Annotated in this window: 20 protein-coding genes and 1 tRNA gene; 8 read left to right on the top strand and 13 right to left on the bottom strand. The window is 59.6% G+C overall.

The window, feature by feature from the left end; translation table 11 throughout:
• Nucleotides 1–26: 26 nt before the first annotated feature.
• A complete protein-coding gene (locus ABWW33_RS09735; protein WP_353401143.1) occupies nt 27–506 on the bottom strand; it encodes a glycine zipper 2TM domain-containing protein in 480 nt (159 codons plus the stop codon).
• A gap of 99 nt (nt 507–605) precedes the next feature.
• Nucleotides 606–923 carry a hypothetical protein gene (locus tag ABWW33_RS09730; RefSeq protein WP_353401141.1) on the bottom strand — a complete coding sequence of 106 codons (318 nt, stop codon included), beginning with the start codon at nt 921–923 and terminating at the stop codon, nt 606–608.
• A gap of 47 nt (nt 924–970) precedes the next feature.
• Between ABWW33_RS09730 and ABWW33_RS09725 the strand changes: the two genes are divergently transcribed.
• The gene (locus ABWW33_RS09725; protein WP_353401139.1) at nt 971–3,928 is read left to right on the top strand and encodes a sensor histidine kinase; all 2,958 of its coding nucleotides are present in this window, start codon (nt 971–973) and stop codon (nt 3,926–3,928) included.
• 12 nt (nt 3,929–3,940) lie between these two features.
• Here ABWW33_RS09725 and ABWW33_RS09720 read toward each other — a convergent pair whose 3' ends face one another.
• The gene (locus ABWW33_RS09720; RefSeq protein ID WP_353401137.1) at nt 3,941–5,731 is read right to left on the bottom strand and encodes a tetratricopeptide repeat protein; all 1,791 of its coding nucleotides are present in this window, start codon (nt 5,729–5,731) and stop codon (nt 3,941–3,943) included.
• A gap of 389 nt (nt 5,732–6,120) precedes the next feature.
• A complete protein-coding gene (locus tag ABWW33_RS09715) occupies nt 6,121–6,345 on the bottom strand; it encodes a helix-turn-helix transcriptional regulator (protein WP_353401135.1) in 225 nt (74 codons plus the stop codon).
• Between the two features lie 528 nt (nt 6,346–6,873).
• Between ABWW33_RS09715 and ABWW33_RS09710 the strand changes: the two genes are divergently transcribed.
• Together ABWW33_RS09710 and ABWW33_RS09705 are read left to right on the top strand one after the other, a co-directional pair.
• Nucleotides 6,874–7,266, top strand: a complete 393-nt coding sequence (locus tag ABWW33_RS09710; protein ID WP_353401133.1) for a plasmid mobilization protein — start codon at nt 6,874–6,876, stop codon at nt 7,264–7,266.
• Nucleotides 7,256–8,188 carry a relaxase/mobilization nuclease domain-containing protein gene (locus tag ABWW33_RS09705; RefSeq protein ID WP_353401131.1) on the top strand — a complete coding sequence of 311 codons (933 nt, stop codon included), beginning with the start codon at nt 7,256–7,258 and terminating at the stop codon, nt 8,186–8,188. Before ABWW33_RS09710 ends, ABWW33_RS09705 begins: the two co-directional genes overlap by 11 nt.
• On the opposite strand, the gene istB is transcribed toward ABWW33_RS09705, so the two are convergent.
• Together istB and istA are read right to left on the bottom strand one after the other, a co-directional pair.
• The gene (gene istB, locus ABWW33_RS09700; RefSeq protein WP_353401129.1) at nt 8,103–8,879 is read right to left on the bottom strand and encodes an IS21-like element helper ATPase IstB; all 777 of its coding nucleotides are present in this window, start codon (nt 8,877–8,879) and stop codon (nt 8,103–8,105) included. The genes ABWW33_RS09705 and istB overlap by 86 nt on opposite strands.
• A complete protein-coding gene (gene istA / locus ABWW33_RS09695; RefSeq protein ID WP_353401127.1) occupies nt 8,876–10,216 on the bottom strand; it encodes an IS21 family transposase in 1,341 nt (446 codons plus the stop codon). The genes istB and istA overlap by 4 nt, the downstream gene beginning before the upstream one ends.
• Nucleotides 10,217–10,308: 92 nt before the next feature.
• Between istA and ABWW33_RS09690 the strand changes: the two genes are divergently transcribed.
• Nucleotides 10,309–10,746, top strand: a complete 438-nt coding sequence (locus tag ABWW33_RS09690) for an IncQ-type mobilization protein MobB (protein WP_353401125.1) — start codon at nt 10,309–10,311, stop codon at nt 10,744–10,746.
• Nucleotides 10,747–10,751: 5 nt separating this feature from the next.
• Nucleotides 10,752–11,327: a DNA-primase RepB domain-containing protein gene (locus tag ABWW33_RS09685; protein ID WP_353401427.1), complete on the top strand. Its 576-nt coding sequence runs from the start codon at nt 10,752–10,754 to the stop codon at nt 11,325–11,327.
• 132 nt (nt 11,328–11,459) lie between these two features.
• On the opposite strand, the gene ABWW33_RS09680 is transcribed toward ABWW33_RS09685, so the two are convergent.
• The 5 genes from ABWW33_RS09680 to ABWW33_RS09660 all read right to left on the bottom strand — a co-directional run bounded on the left by ABWW33_RS09680 (nt 11,460) and on the right by ABWW33_RS09660 (nt 18,132).
• Complete coding sequence (locus tag ABWW33_RS09680) at nt 11,460–13,106, bottom strand: DUF4435 domain-containing protein (protein WP_353401123.1); 1,647 nt, start codon at nt 13,104–13,106, stop codon at nt 11,460–11,462.
• A 207-nt stretch (nt 13,107–13,313) separates the two neighbouring features.
• On the bottom strand, nt 13,314–14,501 hold the full coding sequence (locus tag ABWW33_RS09675; RefSeq protein WP_510182389.1) for an Ea47 family protein: 1,188 nt from the start codon (nt 14,499–14,501) through the stop codon (nt 13,314–13,316).
• Nucleotides 14,502–14,583: 82 nt separating this feature from the next.
• Nucleotides 14,584–16,464, bottom strand: coding sequence for an ATP-dependent nuclease (locus tag ABWW33_RS09670; protein ID WP_353401119.1), 1,881 nt, complete (start codon nt 16,462–16,464; stop codon nt 14,584–14,586).
• Between the two features lie 208 nt (nt 16,465–16,672).
• The gene (locus tag ABWW33_RS09665) at nt 16,673–17,869 is read right to left on the bottom strand and encodes a tyrosine-type recombinase/integrase (protein ID WP_353401117.1); all 1,197 of its coding nucleotides are present in this window, start codon (nt 17,867–17,869) and stop codon (nt 16,673–16,675) included.
• Nucleotides 17,870–18,047: 178 nt separating this feature from the next.
• Nucleotides 18,048–18,132: transfer RNA gene (locus ABWW33_RS09660), tRNA-Leu, on the bottom strand.
• 148 nt (nt 18,133–18,280) lie between these two features.
• Between ABWW33_RS09660 and ABWW33_RS09655 the strand changes: the two genes are divergently transcribed.
• Nucleotides 18,281–20,242, top strand: coding sequence for an amino acid permease (locus tag ABWW33_RS09655; RefSeq protein ID WP_176652341.1), 1,962 nt, complete (start codon nt 18,281–18,283; stop codon nt 20,240–20,242).
• A 298-nt stretch (nt 20,243–20,540) separates the two neighbouring features.
• Here ABWW33_RS09655 and ABWW33_RS09650 read toward each other — a convergent pair whose 3' ends face one another.
• Nucleotides 20,541–22,442, bottom strand: a complete 1,902-nt coding sequence (locus tag ABWW33_RS09650) for an AAA family ATPase (protein ID WP_353401114.1) — start codon at nt 22,440–22,442, stop codon at nt 20,541–20,543.
• 423 nt (nt 22,443–22,865) lie between these two features.
• On the opposite strand from ABWW33_RS09650, the gene ABWW33_RS09645 reads away from it, so the two are divergent.
• Complete coding sequence (locus ABWW33_RS09645; protein ID WP_176652343.1) at nt 22,866–23,252, top strand: MoaD/ThiS family protein; 387 nt, start codon at nt 22,866–22,868, stop codon at nt 23,250–23,252.
• A 182-nt stretch (nt 23,253–23,434) separates the two neighbouring features.
• Entirely contained in the window at nt 23,435–23,842 is a 408-nt protein-coding gene (locus tag ABWW33_RS09640; protein WP_353401112.1) for a gel scht, read from the top strand.
• Between the two features lie 6 nt (nt 23,843–23,848).
• Here the strand turns inward: ABWW33_RS09640 and ABWW33_RS09635 are convergent, their stop codons facing one another.
• Nucleotides 23,849–24,598 (bottom strand): substrate-binding periplasmic protein, encoded by a 750-nt coding sequence (locus ABWW33_RS09635; protein WP_353401110.1) that lies wholly within the window; start codon nt 24,596–24,598, stop codon nt 23,849–23,851.
• Nucleotides 24,599–24,656 lie beyond the last annotated feature (58 nt).

Genomic DNA, 24,656 nt, shown 5'->3' with positions numbered 1-24,656 from the left:
AAGGCCGGAGCGGATCCGCCGGACTGTTACGGGTTTTTCTTGGCGATTTCGTTGCCGACGTAGGCGCCGCCGACTGCACCGGCGATGGTCGCCACGGTACGGCCCTTGCCGCCGCCGACCTGGTTGCCGATCAAGCCGCCGACCACCGCGCCGAGACCCATGCCGAGCGGGCTGTTCTGGGCGGCCGGCGCCGGAGCTGGTGCCGGAGCCGGGGCTGGCGACGATTGGGCATAGCCGTCGTTCTGGCTGACAGGCTTGGGGGCGTAGGTGTGATGCACCACGGTGCGATGCTGCACCACCGCCGGAGCTGCCGGAGCCGCAGGCTGGGCGGCCAGTTGCTGCGTGGCTGGCGGCATGGTGGTCGCGGCCGTCGGGGCGGTGTCGACCGATGCGTGCGAATTCGGCAGCAGGCCGGCGATCGAAGCGGCGCCGACCAGGCTGACCAGGGTCAGCGAGACGGCGGCAACAGCCATCATTGGGTGGATACGGGTGGTGGTGGTGGTCATGTTGTTCTCTCCTGTGATACGCCTCGGTGGCGCTTGCTCCTATAACGAGCCGGGGAGAACCGGCGGTGACGCAGAAAGTGTTTCCAGAGTAAGCAATTGTTACGGCGCGGCCCTGGCCGCATCGCGCCGTTCCAGCCATTCGCGCCCGCCGCTGTCGAGTGCTTTGGCGATCACGGCCGGCGGCAGGCTGTAGACGGTGGCCCAGGTGGCGCGGCCGTCGCCGCTGTTGGAGGGGAAGCTGCTGATCTCGATCGGCCAGTTGTATTTGCGTTTCAGCGTCTTGACGATGGCGGCCAGCGACGTGCGGCCTTGCAGCGGCGGCGCGCCGGTCTGGTCTTCATCGGAAATCAGTATGGCCAGTACGGCGCCGCGCGCGGTCAGCGGGCCGGGGAATTTGGGAAGTTTGGCTGGAGGCATCGCTCTATTCTAGCCGAGCGCGGATGTCTCACAGATAGAATGGCGCCATGAAACCACCGACTGTCATATTCCGCGCGGCCTGCGCGCTGCTGCTGGCCTGCTGCATGCAGGCCCACGCGCTGGCAACGCCGGCGCTGCCCATCGACGCCCACCATACCAGCTGGACCGCCAAGGACGGCGCGCCGCCCTACATCATCGCGATGACGCAGACGCCGGACGGCTGGCTGTGGCTGGCCGCGTCGAGCGGCCTGTACCGTTTTGACGGCGTGACCTTCGAGCGCTTCGAAGGCAAGGGCGAGCGCTTCCGTTCCAACAATTTATGGGGCATGCGTCTGCTCGAATCCGGCGCTCTGTGGATAGGCTACCGGCACGGCGGCGCCAGCGTCTGGCAGAACGGCAAGGTCCGCAACTACGGCCAGGAAGACGGTTTGCCGCCCAGCAGCTCGGTGGATTTCGAGGAGGACGCCGCCGGTCGCCTGTGGCTGGCCACGGCGCGCGGCTTGTGGCTGTTCGATGGCAAGCGCTGGGCAAAGGCCGGGCCGCAGTTCAAGGCGCCGGAAACCATGTGCACCCTGTTGCGCGACCGCCAGCGCAACCTGTGGGCGCAGTGCGAGAGCGGCGCCTACGAGCTGGCGGCGGGGGCATCCGGATTCGCCAAGCTCGCCGGTCCTGCCGGCATAGGCCGGCTGACGCAGGGACCGGACGGCACCGTGTGGAGCGTGGGCGGGCCCAAGGCCGAGGTCACGGCGCTGGCCGGGCCCGGCGTGGGCCGGCCAGCGCCCGGCTGGCCGGCGCCGCGCTACGCCGGCGGCACCATGTTGTTCGAACGCGATGGCCGGCATCTGTGGGTGGTCGGCGACAGCGGCGTGGCGCGGGTCGGCCCGGAAGGCGCCAGCGCAAACTTCGGTATGGCGCAGGGCCTGAGCGGCGCAATGCCCAACTTCATCCTGCAGGACCGCGAGGGCAATGTCTGGATCGGCACCGAGAACGGACTGGACCGCTTCCGGCCGCAGCTGTTGTCGGGCGTCGCGCTGCCGCAGGTGCATGGCGACAGCGCCGCCATCGCCTCGGCCCCGGACGGCGGACTGTGGGTCGGCAAGACGCTGCTGGCCGCGCCGCAGCGCGCCGCTTTCGCCACGCTGCCGCCGGAAAGCGAATCCGACCTGGACGAGGTGACCGTGCTGTGGCGCGAAACGCCGGACAGCCTGTGGACCGCGACGCGCAGCGGCCTGTGGCATGAACAGGACGGCAAGCGCGAGCGCCTGCCCTTGCCGGACAATCTGCCGCCGCGACTGAATATCTACAGCATCGCGCGCGACCGCGCCGGCGATGTGTGGGTCGCGGTGCGCAGCCGCGGCGTCTACCAGTTGCACGACGGCGCGTGGCTGCGGCCCGCCGGCGTGCCCGAGCCGACTCTCGCCAACCTGCTGTACCGCGACAATGAGGGACGCATGTGGCTGGGCCTGGGCACAAAGGGCGTTGCGGTGCTGGACCAGGGCAGGCTGCGCGTGTTCGGCGAGGCAGACGGCCTGCAGGTTGGCGTCGCGCTGCAGATGCTGCAAGTCGGCAAGGACATGCTGGTCAGCGGCGAGAACGGCTTGTTCCGCTTCGACGGCGCGAAGTTCCAGCGCGTGACCGGCGTGGGCGGGGATGGCTTGTACGGCGTATCCGGCATGTTCCATGCGCGGGGCACGCTGTGGATGAACGGCATCGCCGGCATTACCGCCATCGACGACGCGGAACTGGAGCGTGCGGCGCGCGATCCCGGCTATCGCGTGCGCTTCCAGCGCCTCGATCACAAGGACGGCCTGCGCGGCGCGGCCACGCAAAGCGCGCCGCTGCCGTCCGCCGTGGCCGGCAGCGACGCCAGGCTGTGGTTCACCACCACCGCCGGCGTGTTCTGGCTGGACCCGGCCCGGGCGCACAAGAACACCTTGCCGCCACCGGTGCTCATACGCCGCATCACGTCGGGCGGCGTGGTCTACCCGCTGGACGATGGCGCGATCGCCAGGCTGCCGCCCCATCCGTCGCGCGTGCAGATCGACTACACCGCGCTGAGCCTGACGATGCCGGAGCGGATGCGGTTCCGCTATCGGCTCGACGGCGTCGACGGCGACTGGCAGGAGGCCGGCACCAGCCGCAGCACCACCTACACCGACCTGCCGCCGGGCGAGTACCGCTTCAAGGTGCGCGCCGCCAATAACGACGGCGTGTGGAGCACTGGCGAGACGACGGCGCAATTCGTCGTCGAGCCGGCGCCGTACCAGACCGAATGGTTCCGCGCGCTGTGCGTCACCTTGTTCGGCATGGCGCTGTGGGGACTGTACAAACTGCGGCTGGCGCAGGTGGACCGGCAGATCCGCGCGCGCTTCGAGGAGCGGCTCGACGAACGCGAACGCATCTCGCGCGAGCTGCACGACACCTTCCTGCAGACGGTGCACGGCTTGATCCTGAAAATCCACATGGCGTTCCAGCGCCTGCCCGCGGACGAGCCGGCCAAGGAAGAGATGGAGCGCTCCCTGCAACTGGCGGAACAGGCGCTGGCCGAGGGGCGCGACCGCGTGCAGGGGCTACGCCTGAGCACGTTGCGCCAGCCCGAGCTGGTGGCGGCGGTGAGCGTGGCCGTGCGCGGCGAGTACGGCGAGGGCACGATGCTGGTGACGCAATGCGGCGGCAAGGCGCTGCGCTTCCATCCGGTGGTGTTTGAAGAGCTGTTCGCGATCGCGCGCGAAGCCTTGCTGAACGCGGCGCGCCATGCCGGCGCGACGGAAGTCACGTTCGGCGTCGCTTATGGCAAGGATGAATTCACGATGACGATCTGCGACAACGGCCATGGCATCGCCGCGGAAGTGCAGCAAGCTGGCCACCTGAGCGGCCACTTCGGCATGATAGGCATGCGCGAACGCGCTGCACGTATCGGCGCCGCGCTGACCTTGACCAGTGGCGCCGACGGCACCCAATGGCACCTGGTGCTGCCGGCCAAGCTGGCTTACGCGGCGGATTGATTGTGGAGCCTGCTATCTCCTGTTCGGAGTAATAAGCTGGCTTTTCTCCGATATCGGGCTGGACATGCGCAGCGCGTCGAGATATTTGCGGCTGTCTTCAATCCCCGCGTTGTATTCCACAATCCGCATCAGGTCTTCGCTGGCGACGGTCCATTCCTTGAACGCGCCGGAGGTTTCGTTGCGCATTTCCGCCACCAGATCGGCGCGGGCGACGCTGGTGGACAGCCTGGCTTGCCAGGTTTTCGCCCAACCGGCCATGTCGGGATCGCGCGCATTGTGCGCCAGCAGCGTCAAGGCGTTGTCCGCTTCGGGCCCACGTCCAAGATAGGCCAGCGCCAGCGCAGCCGAGCGCGCATACTGGTTGACCTCGTGCGCGTTGTGCCAGGCGGAGATCGCCGCGTCCAATGCCTGCTGGCTCGGTTGAGCGTCCGCGCGCATCTGCACCTGGTAAAACGCGAACGCCGCCTCGGCCGATTTTGGGGCCAGGCTGCGGGCGCGCGACAGATGTGCGCCCGCGGCTTGAAGATACGCTGCGCGCTCAGCATCCTTGTGCTGCTCGGCCAGTCGCAGATTCGCCAGGCCGAGCAACGTAAGCGCCTCGGCATTGCCGGCGTCCTTGCGCGTGGCTTCGGTCAGATAGGGCAGCGCGTCCCCGGCATTGCCCCAGTTGATCTGCGCCCGGCTCACGGTAAGCCTGGCCGCGTCGTTATTCGGTATGCCGCCCGGATGCTGGGTCACTGTCCGCAGCAAGGCCAGGCCGGCTTTTTTATCCGGGCACGACGCCAGGGCGGCCTCGGCCAGCACGAAGTCGGTGACCGCTTCAGGCAGGCTGGTGAACTCGATCGAGGCGACCGGAAGTTCGGGTATCTCCACCTGATTCACCTCCACCCCCTTGAGCCGGTAACGCCACATCGCGGTGTCAAGGTCGGTCACCTTCACACCGAAGGCCTCCTCGAAGGCTTTGCCGGCGGGGACGTCCTGGTGCACGAGGTTGAGGTACTTGTTCCGCTTCGACTGGTTGTCGATGGACGACATCATGTAATGGGTCAGCACCCAGGACTTGGCCAGGAATTCGAGGCGCTCGGCCGGCAGCGGGTCCTTGGTCTCGGCCTGGTCGAGTATGTCCTGATATTTCAGGCGGTAGCTGTGGCCGCTGTCGATGAAATAGATATAGCGCGACACGCCGCGCGGCACCCGGCCGAGTGACATTTGATTGTCGGTGAAGCGCAGCGCCGAAAAGTATTGGGCAAAGCCATCAATGTAAGAGGACGGCGAGCGGATATCGGTATAGCGATAAAGGAAGTGGCGCGCATACGCCTCGAAAGCGTAGGACAGGGTGTTGTTGAGCGCATGCTTCGCCAGTTGCTGATTGCTCAAACTCGCCACGCGCTCCAGCTGGACGCCGTAGCCCTGTACGCCCCCGCCGCAGCTGTTGTAGAGGCCGACGGCCTCTTCCGGCTCGTCGCGGACGGCCGCGTTGAAGCCCACCATGCCGTCGTGGTAATACAGCGTCATTTTTTGCCGCGAGGGGCTGGCGCTGATGAAGTCGTGGGTATAAATCCGCAGCACGTAGTCCAGCTTTTCCATATTGTCCAGCAGCTGCCGGACGTCGTCGTTGCTGGTGTTGGAGAAAACAATGAAGTGCTGGCTGACGGCCTTGAACCAACCGGATGCGTTTTTCTGGCCGGTGACGACCACGCGCTGTGCTGTCTCCGGTGCCGTGGTTTGCTGAGCGTGGGCGCTGAGGGTGGAATAGAACAAAGCCGCCGCAAGCAGCGTCTTCTTTTGGAAGCTGTTTCTCATTGCCGTCTCTTAAATTATGATCGCCAGGGCGATGCTCTAAATAAGTAGACTATTTTGCATCTTTATTCGTGTCAAGCTTCCCAGGGAGTTTGCGCATTATTCTGATGGGTTTGTTAAAAAACATAAGATCAGCCCGGTAACGCGCCCTGAAACAGAGGGCAACAAAAAAACCCGCGATCTCGATGAGAGAAGCGGGTTTGATGTTGGGTAACACTGTGTCACGCGTATTCATGGTGCTCGGGCCGGAAGCGCATTTTGAAACCGCGCCCGCCGTTACTGGATCCCTATGGCATACCGTCAAAAATGCCGTGAAAAATACCGTCACGTCTTTTTTGTGCTTAATCCCAATCCTTTTCCAGGTCGAGAATCCGTTGCTCCAGCTAGGAAGTTTAGTCCTTGTGCGCTCGATCTTCAAGAAATCGCGCGACGCTGGCGGACGTGATTCTGCTCGCTCTGGCGCTGAGTTTGATTAACTCTAGCTGGCCGCTAGCGACCATGCGATAGACGGTTGCATGGGAAACTTCCAGCAACGCCATCACACTGCTGATCTTGTACAACATGGGTGTGCGTTCTTGCCTGGGGATGGGGGTTGGTTTTTTCGGAGAGTTCGTCATTTCTGGCTCCGGGGAAATGAATGTTGTTCTGCTGTGATCTTGTCATTTTGATCTGCCCATTTGATCGCGAATTGAGGGAAAGCAGTCTCCGCGTGATCTAGCCGCAGTACGTCATTATTTTCTGCGCGTGATCATTGCCGCGCAATCGTATTCGGTGCTGTGCACGGCGAGTCAGTGAAGCATTAGTAGGAAAGAATGCTCGGCCAGGTCGCTGGCCGAGTGTGGAGCGTGTCATCTCTGAGCACGCTTCAGCGGCTGTGTTCGCATTGACGCCTCCGGCTAGCGGACCGCGACGACGGCGTATCACCGTTGTCCGTGGTGAGCGTGCTCAAGTGGAATATCGGCGCCGCTTGACGCAGCACAGCGCGTGTCGGCACAGTCTGATTACAGTGGTAGACGAAGTGCCGTCGGTTAGGAGCAAGCCATGTTTTCGCTTCGCTCAAACGTGGCTTGCCCTGCGGGGCCGATCTCGCTGCGCTCGCCCAATGGCGCTCGCTACGCTCGCCAAAACCCGTCCGGGGCCGCGTGATGAATGCCGATCTCACTGCTCGCAAATCCAAAGGTGGCCGTCCGAAGGGCGATCCCGCCGACGTGCGCACGATCACCATCGGCGTGCGCGTATCGCCGGCCGAGGACGCGCTGCTGTGCCAGCGTGCCGCCTACATGCAGATGAAACCCGCCCAATGGCTACGTGAGGCCGCGCTATCGCGACGCCTCCCATCGCCGCCAGTGGCCGCGATCAACCGCGAGCAGTATGTCGAACTGGCCCGCCTGGCTGCGAACCTGAACCAGCTCACGCGCCTGGCCAATGAGGGCCGCAAGGTGACTGTCGCCGATGCCTTGCTGGCGCGCCTGCTGGCCGAGACGCAGCGCCTGCGCCAGGCCCTCCTTGGCGTAAGAGGGGACGACGATGATCGCTAAGGCCATCAAGGGGCGCGGCTTCCGCGGTGCGCTGGCCTATGACCTGGACAAGGAAAAGGGCCGCGTCATCGACACCAACATGAGCGGGACCACGGTACGCGAACTGGCGAAGGAATTCGGCGAGATCCGCAAGCTGCGCCCCAAGCTGGGCAGGGCCGTGCTGCATGCCTCGCTGTCGGCAGCGCCAGGCGAGCATCTGAGCGACGAGCAGTGGAAGCGGATCGCCGAGCGCTACCTGCACGGCATGGGGCTGGAGAACAACCAGTACCTGGTGACGCGCCACATGGACACCGAACACGAACACGTGCACCTGCTGGTGAACCGCATCCGCTTCGACGGCAGCGTCACATCGGACAGCCATGACTACCGGCGCCACGAGGTGTTGATGCGCGAGATCGAGCGTGACTTCGACCTGCAGCGCGTTCGCTCCTCGATCGACGTGGAGCGCCATGCGCCGACCAAAGGTGAGATTGAGGAGGGACTGCGCACTGGAATCCCCTCGACGCGCCAACGCCTGCAGCAGTTGTGCGATGGCGCGGCCGAACGTTGCGTGAGCTTTACCGAGTACGCGGAGCGCCTGGAGGCGATTGGCGTCGAGCTGGTGCCGGTGATACAGCTGGATGGAACGAAGATGTCCGGCCTGTCCTACCGGCTGGACGGCGTGATGATGAAGGGCAGCGACCTGGGTAGGGGATACAGCCCGATGGGGCTGGCGAAACGCGGGGTGGGCTATGAAAAAGACAGAGACTATGCGGCAGTTGGCCGCTGCCTCGAACGCAGTGTCAAGGGGAACCCAATTTTCCCCAGTTGTGGGAATCGAAAATTCCCCACCCCGTTCATGCTTCAGCCTCTTCCGGACGAACGAGGCCAGCCTTTAGCTTCTCCTTCAGGCGATACGAATTACCCCGGATATTCAATGTGACAGCGTGGTGCAATAAGCGGTCGAGGATTGCAGTCGCTATCACGCGGTCGCCGAAGACCTCTCCCCATGCCGCAAAGCTCTGGTTGCTGGTGAGGACCATGGGACCGCGCTCGTAGCGTTTGCTAATCAGCTGGAAAAACAAGTTGGCGCCCAACCTGTCGATCGGTAAATATCCAATCTCGTCAATGATCAGCAAACGCGGCGTGGTGTAGACCTTCAGCTTCTCGTCGAGGCGCCCCTCGCCATGCGCGCGGCTGAGCGCCGCGATCAGATTGGCCGCCGTTGTGAACAAGACGCGGTAGCCGGCCTCGATTGCCTTCAGCCCAAGCGCCACGGCAAGATGGGTTTTGCCAACGCCCGGCGGACCGAGCACCAGCACGTTGTCGCCGTGTTCGATGTAATGACAGCTCGTCAGCGTCTGAACCTGTTTCTTGTCGATCGATGGCTGATAGGTGAAGTCGAAGGTCTCGATCGGCTTGACGAAAGGGAAGCGCGCCATGGCCGTGCGCATGGCGACGTTCTTGCTCGTCTTGGCCGCCACTTCCTCCGCCAGCACCAGTTCGAGGAAATCGGCATAGGCCAGTTCCTGGGATGCCGCCTGTTGCAGCAAGGCTTCCAGCCGCTCGCGACTCTTGAACAGACGCAGCTTGTGCAGGTACTCGGCGAGACGTTCAAGTTGCGCGGGATTCATACGACCTCCAGCAACTGTTCATAGACTTGCAGATCGCGCACTTCCACTTGCTCAACAACCGGCGCCGTGGACGCCGCACTTGGTTCCGGATAACGCTGGCGGGCATTGCGGGCCGCTGCGCCAGGCCCATGTTCGGACTGAACGCTGAGTTGATCCCTGCCGTTCAGGATGGCGTGCTCGGCCACGACCTTGCCGCCGTGCTGAACTTGCCAAACACCGCCGACACGCACGATCTGCACCGTTCTGCCGACCAGCCGGCACGGCACCGAATAACGGTTGGTGTCGATGGTCACCAGCCAGTCCTCGGCGACGACCCGTTCGCGCACCACGGCGTCGAGAAAGCTGGCCTGGCGGGTCGTTGGTACCAGACATGGCGCTTCGTCCGCGAAGCGATCGATAGGCCGCTGGTGGGTCGTTCCATGCGTGCGCAGGTCGGCCACCTCGACGCTCCAGCTCAGCAGCTGATCGTTGACGTCGGCCAGATCGCGAAAGACGCGGCCGGGCATGAAGTTGCGCTTGACGTACTTCACGCCAGATTCGACCTTGCCCTTGGTTTGTGCGCGGTAGGGTTTGCACAGACGCGGCTCGAAGCCCCAGTATTTAGCGAACGCGTCGAACTTGGCATTCCACTTCGGCTTGCCATCCTCGGTTCCCAGCACCACCGTGCGCATGCGGTCGTACAGCAGCTCGGCGCAGTGGCCACCGAAATGGGCAAAGGCGTGCTCATGGGCCGCCAGCAGCGACGCCAGTTGTTCGTCGGCGAATGCTTCCACATAGGCGCGCCGCGAGTAGCCCAGAGTCATGACGAAGAAGTGGATCGTCGTTGCGGCGTCGCCCAGCTTCACCTTGGTCTGGCCCCAGTCAATTTGCGCCTGCTGTCCAGGCGCGGTTTCGAACCGGCGCTGTGTCAACGCGGCCAAGGAAGCCTCGGCGCGCAGCGGCCGCACGGCCAACTTCACGGTGTCATAGCCGCCTTGGTAGCCACGCGTGGCCTTGAGTTCCTGAAACAGGATGCGGGCCGAAAAATTGACCTGCCCGGCACGCGTCACCAGCCAGTCGTGGTGCGCGTCGAGAACGGTGTTGGCGGCCGCTGGACGCTGGTACGGCACCCATGTCTCCTGCCGCATCCAGTACCGGACCGTCTTGCGATCCAACTCCAGCAGTCGCGCCATCGCCGATACCGTACTGCCGCCGGCGTGCAGACGGCGAATTTCCTCCCACCGCTCCTTGTTAAGCACTTGAGCCTCCGTGTCAGTCCTCGACACGGATAAGTTAGCGCAGCCGCTGGCGGCCACCGGCTCGATTGCCTTACTTCCTTTCAGATCCAACCCTTCCATTTTTGCGCTCCTTCAAAAATGGGTGGGGAAAATTCAATTCCCACAGGTGGGGATTATTGGGTTCCCACTGACACGCAGCGCGGGTAGAGGCGTTGAACCGGCAGATCGAGGGCTTGCGCCAGGCGAAGCTGACGAGCGCGGAGGAACTGGCGTCAGTACTGGAACCGCTGGCGCAGGCGATGGCCGCGCTGACGGACGAGACGCGCACGAGCCTGGAGCAGATCGAACAGCGCAGCCGGGAGCAGGGCGAGCAGTTGCGGAGCCAGACGGAGACGGCGATCGTATCGTGGAACCAGGCGGCGAAAGCGGCGCAGCAAGCGGCCGAGCGGCTGGACGAAGCAGGGCGGAGAGTGGAGTTGAGCCAATACCTGCTGACCATTCTGACCGGAGTGATGACGGGGCTGCTCGCGAGCGCATTCTGGCTTTGGCTGGCGCCAGCGCCGACGGTCCAGAACGTGCTCGACGCGAAGGCGGTAGCAGAACTGCTGCGGCCCGAGATCGCAGCGCAGAAGCCGCACAGAGGCAAGTGAATGCGATGGGCGTTGATCGTTTCGTGGTGACGCTGGTGGATACGAAGCAGGGTAGGCAGGAGGAGCGCCGTTGGGGCAAAGCCGACGTATCCCAAAGCATGGCATGGCTCAAACGTATGAACGCGCGTGGATACGACGTCTGGATACGGCCGGATGGTGAGCATGGCATGGCGCTGCTTGGCGGGTTGAGGAAGCGCGACCTGCATACGTTGCGTGAGCGGGGATTTACGCCGGCAGTGGTAGTAGAGACTGGTCGAGAGCAGTACCAGGCGTGGGTGAAATTGTCGGCGATGGGCCTGGACGAGTCGTTGCGAAGTCAGGCAACGGCCGGACTTGTAAAGGGGCTTGGGTTCTCAGGGGCCAATGCTATCAGTCGTGCCGACGGTCGACTGGCAGGCTTCACTAACCAGCAAGTGCTGCGGACAGATGGGCGGCACCCTTATGTGCTGTTGACGGATGACGAAGGTAAGCTGGCGCCAGCTGCCCCAGCTTACCTAGCGTGCTTTCAGCGCGAACGGACCAAGGTTCAGGAACTCCATCGCGATAAACAGCATAGACAATCGCGTGGCCCTCAACGGTAAAAAATTCTTACGTCGTAGCAGAATTTTTCTGAGACTCATATCGAGACTGGCGGGTTCCGCCCCATCGGACATTCGCGTTTATTATTGAGCCCGCTCCATTGCAGACTTGCGTACGACGTATTCGTAGCCACCTCACAAATTCGGTAACGCAGCCCGGATTACGTCCACAATACCACCAGTATTATTCTGGCACATTTGTTTAACTCGGTGAACATATGTAGATGGTTTCTTTATGTCAAAAAATCTGTCTATTGTATTCACTAAGTTTTTTTTGTTAAAAACCTCAAGGATTCCCATGTAATTTTCTTCATCTACAAGCAAATTAGCAGCAGATAGCGCATCAGAATAAATTTTCTCTGGGTCAATATTTTCAACATGCGATTTAAAGAGATTTTTATAATCAGAAGCAGTTGACGCTGCCGGTCCAAATCTCCCTAACATTAAGTTAACTTGATACTGGGTAAATTCAAGCGCGTAAGATTCTTTATTTCTGGAAAATTCATCAATAATCCATTTTTTGACATTCTTCAAAACATCACTGGAATTTAGTAGCAATTGATCTGCCATTGCTATTAAAACTTCTGGCAAAAGCAGTATATTTTCCACTTCGGCCACTTTTATTGCATATACTCCTGATTTTTCAAGCGATTGGATTTGGCCCGCCTCTAAATAATCGCGATCAACTATGCCCGTACATTTAAGATGATGAAATGCATTCGCTTCTCGGAATCCTTTGGTCGCTTGGGCAACCGAATTACAGCCCCCCATAGGCTTTATAGTAAAACCAGGGTAAGCAATTTGATAAATAGCTAAATCCAAAGAGCCCACAGAGCCCTCAACAAAAATTACAGGCTTACGGCTCCCCAATATTTCAAGGTAAGTGTCTTCCGGGATATCCTGTTGGTTGGGTATTCGGCTCCATGAAAACCCCGTTTTTGTAAATTCCCGCAACCAAATTTTTACTGTCTCGGGCCTGTCAGCGGCAAAGTCCAAATCATGAGTAAGATATATGAAAACACAATCCGATCTAGCTTCTTCCAGAGTATTCCATAGATCGGATTGAATTGCCTTATGCAAATGGAGCTCGGGTTCGTCAATTACTATTATGGAATTTTCTTGAGCGCTTAAACATTGAGATATCAAATAAAAAATTACTCGTTCACCGTCACTTAAGGCCGCCGCATGATATTTTTCTTCATCCTGACCGGTAACTCGAACTTGAACATCTCCTCCGGTTAAGTCTAAATTTCGATGAGGAAGCAAAGATTCCCAAAGGCTTTTCACTTTTCTTAATACCGAGTCTGGCATCGGGAGAAGTACTGAACTTTGGCGTTGAGCTGCATCATGCTCTAATAATTTTGCATAATTTTCCGATAGCAAGAATTTCAATATTTTATCGAAATCATTAAGAGGTCTGTTTTCCCAATGCGTTAGATCATTGCCGTAACGAGACTGCATGCGTCGATCTTCCTTATTGCTTTCCCAAATCTTATCATTCCACCCAACAGGGCGCTCTCCCCATCTTAGTTCCTGACGAGCAGTTTCCAAAGCAATGGGCCCGGTGTTATTTGGAAAAAATATCATTCTTTGCGCATTAACGCGATGAACTTTATCTTTCTGAGGTCCTTCGTTTTCCAGCCAAGTACCCAGACGACTTTTTCCCGCACCATTTGCTCCAATAATTGTGATGCTTTTTTGGTAGGTGATATTGCAATCGGCTTCAGTATCAATATTGGACTGAGGGAAAACTATTGATTGATCTTCAAAATTAATAGTCATAGGGATGTGTTTTTACTCGTGAAATTATAAATTCTTTACGCTTTTCTACGTCAGCTTCTGGCCGATAGCGACCATATGCTTAAACACGACACTGTGGAACAGGTTTTTCTGTTCACCGAAATGCGCTGAGCTGATTCGCAAGATTCGGCCCTTGGGAGTGATGATACAGGTCTGATTACGGGGTTTAGTGAAACAATATCGATTCTGTTACAGAGCATGTATGCGAGCAAACGCATCTTGGACAGGGACTAGGAAATTGGGGATAGTGTCGTTATCGGAAGTATCTTTCCTATCAATCACCAAGCTGACCTTCTCGCCGGCGCGCTTGATATCCCAAGACCTGATTCGTGTTTCTCCAGTGCGTCTAATCTCATGAACGTGCAGGCGCTCCCCGATAATTTCGGCCTCTGCGATTGGAGTCGATAAACCTGGATTTCGTCGTGTCCAGGACTCCGAGATAAATATAAGTGACTCTGCCCGCATGTACACAATTCGCTCAGATAAGTCTCGCCAAAAAATAAATTTATCTACTTGGTCGAACGGAGTAAAGGCCAAGTGTTGAATAACCGTTCCATCTTTCGCAAATAGGAAAACCATCGCCAAGTGATCTCCGAACTGAAGGAATGTTCGTTCCGCAAGCTCGCAATAAAGCTCAAATGCCGGTCGAGTTCTATCAATGTTCTTCAGCCAAGCGGGCGGAGTAATGGTGCGATCATAATTAACGCGCTTGGTCGACGTCGAATAGGATTCCTTATCGCTAAATTTGACATAGCTCACCCTTCGCTCATGGACCTCCCCCTCTCCAATGTCTTCAGCTGAAGGGACGGTTGGAGAGGGTGTAGCTCCCAAATATTGGGCGAGGTCGATGCAGGCTTGGCGGTAACGGCTATAAACGTAAATCATGCTCTGTAGCAGCTCGTGATTCGGCAAGGTGTTCGCTACCCAACGCCGTTCTATCTTAACTGCGGCTGCGGCTCTCACGCCGCGGGGCAGCATTTCTCCTGCCAGAACCATGAGCTTCGCGATGCCCGCGCCAAGTAATTCTTCCCGAGTTATTTGAACTAACACATCATTGTTGGCGAAATAGGAATAAACCAAAGCGACTGAAAGCGAGCTGAACATTGCAAGGTCGCCTTCCTTTTCGATGACGTTCCGAGACTCTTTTGCCCAAAGCATGACCTCGTCCCCGGACCAATATTTCCCTATTGACTTTGAGAGCCATTGGTCATAGTTCGGTATGCTTGCCTTATCTTTTGCGATCAGAAATGTAACCGTGCGAATTAGGGTTAAAAAGTGATTCACATTTCGGCGAAACAATTCTGGTTCGAAGTAAGTCTTCCTACAATTCTCTAGCGCGTGCGCGGCGTCCTCAAGGCGACGTTCCCATCTATGCATGGTGAAACCAATCTTAAGTTTAGCTTTTAAAGTAAGCCGATGCTGGTAGTGGCCACCGGCTTGTAACGAATATCCCCATCTACTAGCTGCCCATTGCTTTCGACATTATTTGTGCAAGCATAAGCGGCACATTACCTGCCGCTTTCAGCGTCGCAGTCCGATAAGCAAGTTGATTCTTCGCCAAGGTAATACCCGCAGCAGCTTCGACCTCCTTGCAGGCGCTATCCCATTCTGGCCAATTCGTTATGAGAAAATCCTCAAGATGGTCTTCAAAGTTCGCAACTTGATCAGAAACAATCGCAGGAGGGAAATCGGCTTCCTCCAGACCAAAATATCTCAGGATTGCACGGTTCTGTTTTGCATTGTTGTTGCGTTCTTCGTCTATTTTTTCCTGCTTCTTGCCTTTTTCTTTAGCTCGAGCCTCGAACCCAGCATCAGCATCGAAAAGTGCATACGAAGGGATTCCGATCGAAGTTAGTATCGCGTGCGCCAAAGGAATCGAAGTCTTCCCCCCAACTGGAACGATTGCGATGCCAGCAGCTTCTAACGCGCCAGTAGCCGATTTATCACCGATACCGTGGAAGATCGAGGCTTCGGTCGTTCCTTCGACAAGCAAAGCACGGTGCGCAAATAGCGCTACAGACAATTGACTAGCGATGATGCCGTCAAGCTGACGTTCGACAGTCTCAGCACTGACAACCCCATCTAATTTTTCCTTCACGTGCTCGACAGTGGCCGAGTGAATTGAAACAACAGGCATATCTTCTGTCGACCTAGTCAGTCTTCTAACCTGGTTAAAATGTCGCGCTTCGAGGAAGTAAGGGCTATGCGTCGCATAGGTCACCTGAATGCGCTTGCCAGCGTCCTCGGCAAGCGATCGCAAAACTTTCGCAAAAGTCTGTGCTTGAATAGGATGCTGGAAGAGTTCAGGCTCTTCAATCGCTAGGCAGATCACCCCGACCTCTGAAGCTGCACCTGCTTGCGCAAGCAATTGCAGGGCCGAGATCAATAGCGTGCGCTGAAAACCATGTCCTTGGCGCTCAACAGATGTTTGTGTGGAACCATCCAAAACCGCAACTTCAAACGTCGTCTTAGCTGCTTTAAGTTCGATATTAGCTGGTGACACAGCGACCGCCCGACCTGGGGAATAAGAATTGACGACTGCATTCAGCTTCGTCGTCATAGTCTCGAGCTGGGACTTAAACTTATCCTCATACACTTTTTGCTGTAGTGCCCGCGATTCTTCGACAATTTTGGCAATCTCTTCATCTGCCGCAGTGCGATCTACTGAGCGCTCCAAAATTCGCCCTATGATACTCGACTTGCCATCAGTGGATTCTTCACTTGCACGAAGATCAGCGGTGACTAAAACAAAGTCGAAGAGTCCACTCATCTTCCCACTACTGTTGAACCCAAAGAAATTTGTCTGAAGTGCTTCAGGCGCATCCGTTAGTTGATCTGTGTGCGCAGCCTCCCAGGCCGTCATTGCCTGCTCAATCGCCGCTGCCGTCGAGGCGCTCGGAAGATCCAATTCCTGCTTTTCGTTTCGCAGGCTCGAATACAGTTCCCTCTTCTCACCCGCAGTTCCAGCAGCTTTAATTGCATTAAAGCTCGCGAAGCTCTTTGCATTCGCGGACAGGATCTCTGATCCATCGGGAGCTCGGCGCTTCCAAGCAGTAAAGGTAGCAGCGCCTTCAGGAGCGTACTTGCCAAGCGCTTCCTTATCCTTATCTGTGAGGTCACTGAACGTGACTTGAATTTCTATGTTTTCAGTATTTGCACCAAACGAGCAATCCTTCTCTGTCAATGATCCAGGTTTGCCGTTAAAGAACCAATCCAATGCTCGAAGAACCGTAGATTTCCCGGCACCGTTTGGGCCAATAAAGGTCGTAACGGACTCAAAGCTAATCGTTACATCTTTCAATGTCCTGAAATTCTTGATTTGAACTGAATTAATCCTCATCTCAGCGCTCCTCCCTAGTTTCTTGCTTTATTTTTTTAATAAAAAACCGGCGATACCGAAAAGATCTTTAACACCTACAACTTTATTGATTTCATCAGCCGCTGCCTTTTCAACATGAAGGAGAGACATTGCTGAACGTCGGTTCCTGGCCGTATCCGGCCTTTGGTGGCAGCATAGCATCTTGTCTAAACGAAAGATGCGCACAATCTCACTCTTTCTTGGAAAGGCGGATGTTGTCTAGATAATCGGCCCAGCGTTGCATCATTTGCTTTCTAGCCGGTAGGTGAGCCGTGCGGTTGTACGCTCGGCCATTCGGATCGATGACGGCGTGAGCGAGTTGATGCTCGATCAGGTCAACCCGTTCTCCCAGCACCTCGTCAAGAATAGTCCGCGCCATTGCCCGGAACCCATGTGCGGTCATATCGTCTTTGGAGTAGCCCATGCTGCGCAGCGCTGCATTGACAGTGTTCTCGCTCATGCAGCGGTCGTCCGTGCGGATGCTCGGTAGGACGTATTGCGCGTGTCCGGTCATCGGTTCCAGTTCCTGCAGGATCTGGAGGGCCTGTGTTGACAGCGGAACGATGTGCTCGGCTTTCATTTTCATCTTGGAGGCCGGAATGCGCCACTCAGCAGCGTCGAAATCGATCTCATCCCATTCTGCTGTACGCAATTCACCTGGCCTGACAAAGAGCAGCGCTGATAGCTTCAGCGCTGCCACGGCATAGGGATGCCCCCGATAGCCGTAAATCGCGCGCATAAGATCACCTGCGCGCTTCGGATCGGTGATTGCTGCGTAGTTGGTCTTCTTGGGGGCGGCAAGGGCTCCCTTGAGATCCGCGCTAACGTCGCGCTCGACGATGCCGCTAGCGACGGCGAATCGAAAGATCTGTCCGCATACCTGCCGAACCCGATGGGCAGATTCGACCGCACCGCGCGCTTCCATGCGCTGGACGGTGACGAGGATATCGCGGGGTCTGAGAGACGAAATTGGCAACGCGCCGAGATAGGGCAGCAGGTTCTTGTGTATCCAGCCGCTGATTTTCTCTTGTGTACTGGCCGCGCGGTCAGCTTCCGTTTTGCTGAGCCAGGAGAGCGCTACCTTGCCGAACGTCTGGTTGGCGATTTCGCTGCGCCTGAGCTTGTCCTCGCGCCTGGCTATGCCGGGGTCGATGCCATCTGCAAGCTGGGTTTTGGCGTTGGCGCGCTTGAGGCGCGCCTTGGTGAGAGTGGTTGTGGGATAGACGCCCAAGGCCAATGTCTTGCGCTTGCCGAGGTACCGGTAGTCCAGCCGCCAGTATTTCCCGGCCGGCGTGACGAGGAGGTACATGCCTTCGCCGTCAGTGTATTTCTCTCCGGTCGCCTTGGTCGGTTTGACCGTTTTCACGAATGTGTCTGTCAAAGCCATCGCTGCCTCGCTCTGTGACGGTATACGGATTTAGCCTAGCAAACCTACCGTAAGAAATACCGTCAAAAATCAAAGTTTGTGGGATTCAGGGAGAGACGGGCTTAGCCAATAAAAAACCCGCCGTCATAGGAGAGGGGCGGGTTCTTGACTGATACTGGGTTACATGGATTGTAACGATTGGTGCCTCGGGCCGGAATCGAACCGGCACGCCTTGCGGCGGCGGATTTTGAGTCCGCTGCGTCTACCAGTTCCACCACCGAGGCAACGCGACCCGCATTATCCCCGATTTGCCCCCCCGCCGCAACCCATGCTACGGAATTTTTATATTTCGATAAGTATTTCTGCCGCCGCGAAGCGAGTATCATCTCGGCTACCACCAGCTTTCGCCGGTTCCGCGCCGGCAGCAGATGCATGAAAAACAATAAGATACGCGAGATTATCCTGGGGAAACCGCTCGATCCGATGAAGAGCGAAACCCGCCACTCGATGGCGCTGGTGGCCTTCCTGGCCTGGGTCGGACTGGGCGCCGACGGCCTGTCCTCCTCCGCCTACGGCCCCGAGGAAACCTTCCGCGCGCTGGGCACGCACACCCATCTCGGCCTCTACATGGCCATCGCCACCGCCGTGACCGTCTTCATCATCGCGCTGGCCTACAACCAGGTGATCGAACTGTTTCCCACCGGCGGCGGCGGCTACCGCGTCGCCACCAAGCTGGTCGGCCCCTACCTGGGCCTGATCTCCGGCTGCGCGCTGATACTCGACTACGTGCTGACCATCGCCATCTCGATCGCCTCCGGCGTCGACGCGCTGGCGTCGTTCCTGCCGCTGGGATTCCAGCCCTACAAGCTGTGGGCCGAGGTGTTCTTCATCGGCCTGCTGATCGTGATGAACCTGCGCGGCCTGAAGGAGGCGATCCAGATCCTGCTGCCGATCTTCCTCGGCTTCGTCGCCACCCATCTGGTGTTAATCGTCTACGGCATTTTCGCCCATGCGTCCCACCTGCCGGCGCTGATACCGAACACCATGGCCGACACCGGCAAGCTGGCCGGCGAGATCGGCTGGGTCGGCGTGGCCGGCATGTTGCTGCTGGCGTACTCGCAGGGCGGCGGCACCTACACCGGCCTGGAGGCGGTGTCGAACAACGTCAACCTGCTGGCCGAGCCGCGCGTGCGCACCGGCAAGATGACGATGCTGTACATGGCGCTGTCGCTGGCGTTCACGGCCGGCGGCATCATCCTGCTGTACCTGCTGTGGGATGCCCATCCGATGCCCGGCGAGACGCTCAACGCGTCCACCTTCAAGACCATCATCGCCAGCATGGGACTGGGCGGCGAGGTGGTCAACCAGATGCTGCTGGTGATCGTGCTGGCGTTCGAGGCCGGCCTGCTGTTCGTGGCGGCCAATACCGGCTTCCTCGGCGGGCCGTCGGTGCTGTCGAACATGGCGGCCGATTCGTGGGTGCCGCACAAGTTCCGCTACCTGTCGACGCGGCTGGTGACGCAGAACGGCATCCTGGTGATGGGCATCGCGGCGCTGGCCGTGCTGTGGGGCACCGGCGGCAGCGTGACCTTGCTGGTGGTGCTGTATTCGATTTCCGTGTTCCTGACCTTCGCCATCTCGCTGTTCGGCCTGGTGCTGTACTGGTCGCGCAACCGCAGCAAGGGTACGCAGTGGAAGCGCCGGCTGCTGCTGTCGGCCATCGGCTTCGTCATCTGCGCCGGCATCCTGGCCATCCTGCTGGTCAAGCGCTTTACCGAGGGCGGCTGGGCGACCGCGCTGATCATCGGCGCCATCGCCGGCCTGTGCGTGTTGATCCGCAAGCATTACCGCGCCACCAAGCAGGCGATCCACTCTGTCGATGAGGTGTTCGCCAGCCAGCCGTTCGGTCCCAACACGGAAGAGATCGAACCGGATCCGGAGGCGCAGACCGCCGTGTTCATCGTCGGCACCTCGCGCGGCGGCGGCCTGCACGCGCTGCTGTGGGTGCAGCGCATGTTCCCCAACCACTTCAAGAATTTCCTGTTCGTCAATGCGCGCACCGTCGATTCGCATGCCTACGGCGGCGAGGGCGCGCTGGAGCAGATGCGCGAGGAGGCGGCCGAGACGCTGGAGTTCTTCGTCGACTTCTGCCACAGCCACGGTATGGCGGCCTCGTCCTATCTGGGCTTCGGCACCGACGCGGTCGACGAGGTGACCCGCATGTGCGAGGAAATCAGCCGCGAGTTCCCGCATGCGATCTTCTTTACCAGCAAGCTGATCTTCTCGTCGGACAACTGGTTCACGCGGCTGCTGCACAACCAGGCGGCGCTGGCCGCCCAGCGCCGGCTACACCTGGAAGGTTTGCAGATGGTGATCCTGCCGATGAAGGTCTAGGTTTTTGAGCGCACCTGGATGCAGATCAATCGGCGCCTGCCTGCCGCGGACAGATAATTGCTTCCTGATGGTCGGGGAGGCGGCATGGAAATGCGCATCGAACTGGTTGGCTGTGCTGCACGTCTCGACGTTGTTGAGCGTCAGCTCTGCGCCTTGGAGCAACGGCTCGACGCCGTGCAGCAGCGGCTGGACGCGCTGGAACTGCGGCTAGCCGCCTTGAAGCCGCAGCTGCAATCGCGCCGGCGCATCCGCCGGTGCATCCGCCGACATTGCGCTTGCACGCAGGCTGCCCCGGCTTCTAGGCAGGGTGTGCGAGGTCCAGGTTCTGCCGTTCCAGCAGCGCGAAGATGGCGTCTTTCGATAGAACGTACTGCTCCATCAGCACCTCCTTCAGCTCGCCGATCTGCACGCGGTAGTCGGCGATAGCCTGCAGCGTGTAGGTGTACAGCTCATCGGCCTTGGCCTGCACCTGGTCGAGGTCGCGCTCCTGGTTCTTGAACTGACGGTAATCCAGTTTCGAACGCGAATACATCGACAGCTGGTTGACCATCATGTCCAGCATCGAGGTGGCCTTCTGGATATCGTTCTGGCTGCCGACCGAGATGCCGCGCGCGCCGTAGAACAGTTCCTCCGCCGCCACGCCGCCATACAGCTGGATGACGTCGCGCTCCAGCTCCTCCAGCGTGCGCAGCGCGACGTCGTCCGACGCCGACAGCACGTAGCCCAGCGCGCCCAGCTTGGACACCGACTCGGTGCTGATCTTCAGCAGCGGCGAGCGTTCCTTGACCTGCGCCAGCGGCATGCCCTGGCGCAGCCACGGGTCGATCTGCATGAAGAAGTGGCCCAGCTCGTGCAGGGCCACGCGCTCGCGCTGGCGGGTCTTCTCGGCGGTGGTGGCGCGGTCGGTCAGGCCGATGGTGGCGCGCTCGAAGGCGCGGAACATCAGGTCGGTGTCGATGACCGTGTGCTCCTGGATCGCGATCATGCTGGCGCGCTCGACCACCGTCTGCAGCACCGCCGGGCTGAGGTTGGCGGTGATCTCGGCCACGTGGTCGAGGTTGAGCCGGTCCCAGGCCACGCAGCCGTCGGCCTTGCGCGACAGGAAGCTGCGCAGCAGCTCGCGCCGCTCGCTCTTGTTCGGCAGGCGGAAATTGATCTTGACCGAGAAACGGCGCAGCATCGCCTCGTCCATCTGCGACGAGGCGTCGTCGAAGTTGGAGGCGACTATCCAGATGACGCCGGCGCCCTTGTCGCTGCGCACGCCGTCGAGCAGGCCCAGCAGTGTGTTGGCGGTGTCGTCCTCCCATTTCTTTTCGCCGCGGCCGCGCGGCGCGAACAGCGTCTGCGCCTCGTCAAGGAAGATGATGCAGCTGCCGCGCGCGCAAGCCTTGCGGTGCAGCGCGTGCAGCGCCTTGGAGCCGCCGCCGATATAGCCCGACTCCAGCGCCGAGGCCGAGGCCTGGATCAGCGGCACGTTCAGGCGCTTGGCCAGGTAGCCGGCCAGCTTGGTCTTGCCGGTGCCGGCCGGGCCGGTCAGCATGACGTTGAACGGCTTGTCGATATCGTGTTCGCGGTACACCGCGCGGTTGCGGATCATGTCTTCCAGGTGCAGCACTTCCTGCTTGATGTCTTCCATGCCGATCAGGTCGTCCATGCTGCCGGCCAGCTGCTGGGGGTTGAGCACGGTGGCCGACACGCCCATGCCGGGCAAGCCGTGGCGCACCACGAACAGCGCCAGGCCGACCAGCAGGATGTCGACCGCGTGGCGGCGCAGGAATACGCCCACGCGCGACAGCGTGCTGTCGTCCTCGTCCTGCAGCACCGCCTTGTGCGACGCCAGGTAGTCGTCGCGCGCGATGGCGTAGGGGATGTTGTTGCGCAGCAGGACTTCGCGTTCCAGGCTCTGGTGCGTGTTGGCCGGCACCTTGACCACGTACAGCAGCGGATCGTCGCGCAGCTTGAACACGTAGCGCGGCGCTTCCGACAGCGGCGCCGCGATCATCAGGTATTCCAGGCGCTCGCGCTCGGCCGGCAGCGCGGTGATCTGCGAGATGTCCTGCGAGCGCAGCATCGGGCTGGCGTCCTGCGGCACCTCGATGCGCCAGCTGAGCAGCACGGCGATCGCGACGGCCAGCACGGCCAGTCCGGCGCGCACGTAATTGTTACGCAACGCGGATTGAAGTTTGTGAAGAGTAAACATAGACGCTGTCCAACCTGAGGCTGTGCGGCTGATGTCGGGCTGAAGCGCGGGGATGGGGCGCAGCAGCCGAGGCCGCTATGGCCGGCGCGCGAGGTGGGGCGCTGCCGGGGTGTTGCAATCAATATTGCGAAACAAACATGCTGTAAGGCAACTCATATAGGGACTATAGCTGGCCTGCGGGAGTTTGTGACGGCCCTGCCGAAAAAAAACTTCGCGGCGCAACAGGGACTGCTGTTTTCTGCTTGCCGCGCGCACCGCTTGTCGCGCTTTTTTGCCATTGGCGCACGCGGTTCGACCGCCCGTCGCATACGCCCGATCCGGCGCGAGGGTGTTTGTTAATCTGCACCTGTCTACCGCTGATCCATGAATACAGCGGTGGCTCCCCGGCAGTATTTATCACTTCACAATCTTACGGAGCACACCATGAAAACCACCCTGTCCAGCATCGCCGCCGCCCTTGTCCTGAGCTCGATGTCGCTTGCCCACGCCGCCGATACCAGCGTCCACATCAAGGCCACGCCAGGCAGCTATCACATGATGCAGGAAGACTTCCATGACTACAAAAAATCGTATCAATTGACGAACGGACAGGTGGTCGAATTCAGCCAGCGCATGGCCCACTATTACACCCAGCTGAATCACGGCGACCGCGTCGAGATCTTCCCGGTGGCCAAGGGCGTATTCGTCACCGACGCCGGCACGCGCTTCGAATTCCGCGACGAGGCGGAGACCATCGGCATCTCGAATTTCGAGAAGCTGCCGCTGGCCGGCAACCTGCCTGCCAACACCATGATGCTGGCACGCCGCTGATCACTCAGCCGTATGCATTTCGTCGCGCTGTAACGCGATTTATTCCCGCGAAATGCCAGTTCGTCGCATTGCCCTGTAGTCGCCCGGAGCCGGTGCTATTCTGAACCTGCCCTACCGCTGAACCCCTTATGCAGCGGCGGCTCCTTTGAACTACGTAACTTAAAACTTATTGGAGCACCACCATGAAAACCACTCTGTTGAGTCTGGCTGTAGCCGCTGCTTTGTCCATCGCCTCCATCGCTTCCGCCGCACCGGCCTCGGCCGCCCAGGAAGCCGCCAGCGAGAGCGTGAAAATCAGCGCACCGCGTTACCACATCGAGCCGAGCGAGTTCAGCGAATACCTGTACGCATACAAGCTGAGCAATGGCGACATGCTGCGTTTCAGCAACCGCGTAGGCCACTACTACGCGCAGGTCAAGGGCCAGCCCAAAGTGGAGATCTTCGCCACCGGTCCCGCCGAGTTCGTGACCGACACCGGCACCCGCATGAAGTTCACCGAAGCCGGCGACACGCTGACCATCAACAACTACGAGCGCCTGCCGATGGCCGCCCATCTGCCGGCCAACACCATGGTCATGGCCAAGCGTTGATGGCCGTTACGGCTTGGACTGCTGGGGCCAGTGTTCGTATTTGTGTTCCAGCCGGGCGAAGGTGCCGTCGCGGCGCATGTCGGCCAGCGCCGCGTTGAGCCGGGCGACCAGTTCGTCGGGCACCGACTGGTTGCAGGCAAGGTAGACCTTGACGCGGTTGAACACCAGCAGCGGCGCCAGCTTGTCCGACCATAGGAACTGATTGCTTCCCACCACGCCGGTGCGCATGGCGACGGCCCACAGGTCGATACGGTTGAGCAGCAGCTTTTCCGGATTGACCATATTGTTGCTGACCGGGTCGACGGTGTAACCCTGGTCGCGCAGATAGTCGCCCAGCGCGTCGCCGTTGTAGGTGCCGATGCGCAGCTTGCGCGCGTCTTCCATCGTCTTGAGCGGGAACTCGTGGTCGATGCGGCCCCAGAACTGCCATTCGGCCTCGTCGGTCGGACCCACCCATTTGAACAGGCGCTCGCGCTCCGGCGTGCGCGAGGTCGAGTACACGCACGTCTGCGGCTGGTTCAGCGCCATCATGTAGGCGCGCTTCCACGGCAGCAGGTCGATCTTGTAGTCGGTGCGGGTGCGCGCCATCATCTCGCGGATCTTGTCGGTCTCGCGGCCGGTCACGCCGCCCTGGCCCTGCATGCTGGCCGGCGGCGAGTGTTCGGTGGTGATGGTCAGCGGCGCGGCCTGCGCGGCGCCGAGGCCGGCAGCCGACAGGATGAATGACAGGACGAATGACAGGGTGGTAACACGCATGGGCTGGCCGCTTTCTGAATAAAAGCATAGCAGCAATGCTAATTGAGCGGCAACACCG

Source organism: Duganella hordei, assembly GCF_040369125.1.
In the GTDB taxonomy this organism is placed as follows: domain Bacteria; phylum Pseudomonadota; class Gammaproteobacteria; order Burkholderiales; family Burkholderiaceae_D; genus Rugamonas; species Rugamonas hordei.
This window is presented reverse-complemented; position numbering and strand designations above follow the sequence as displayed.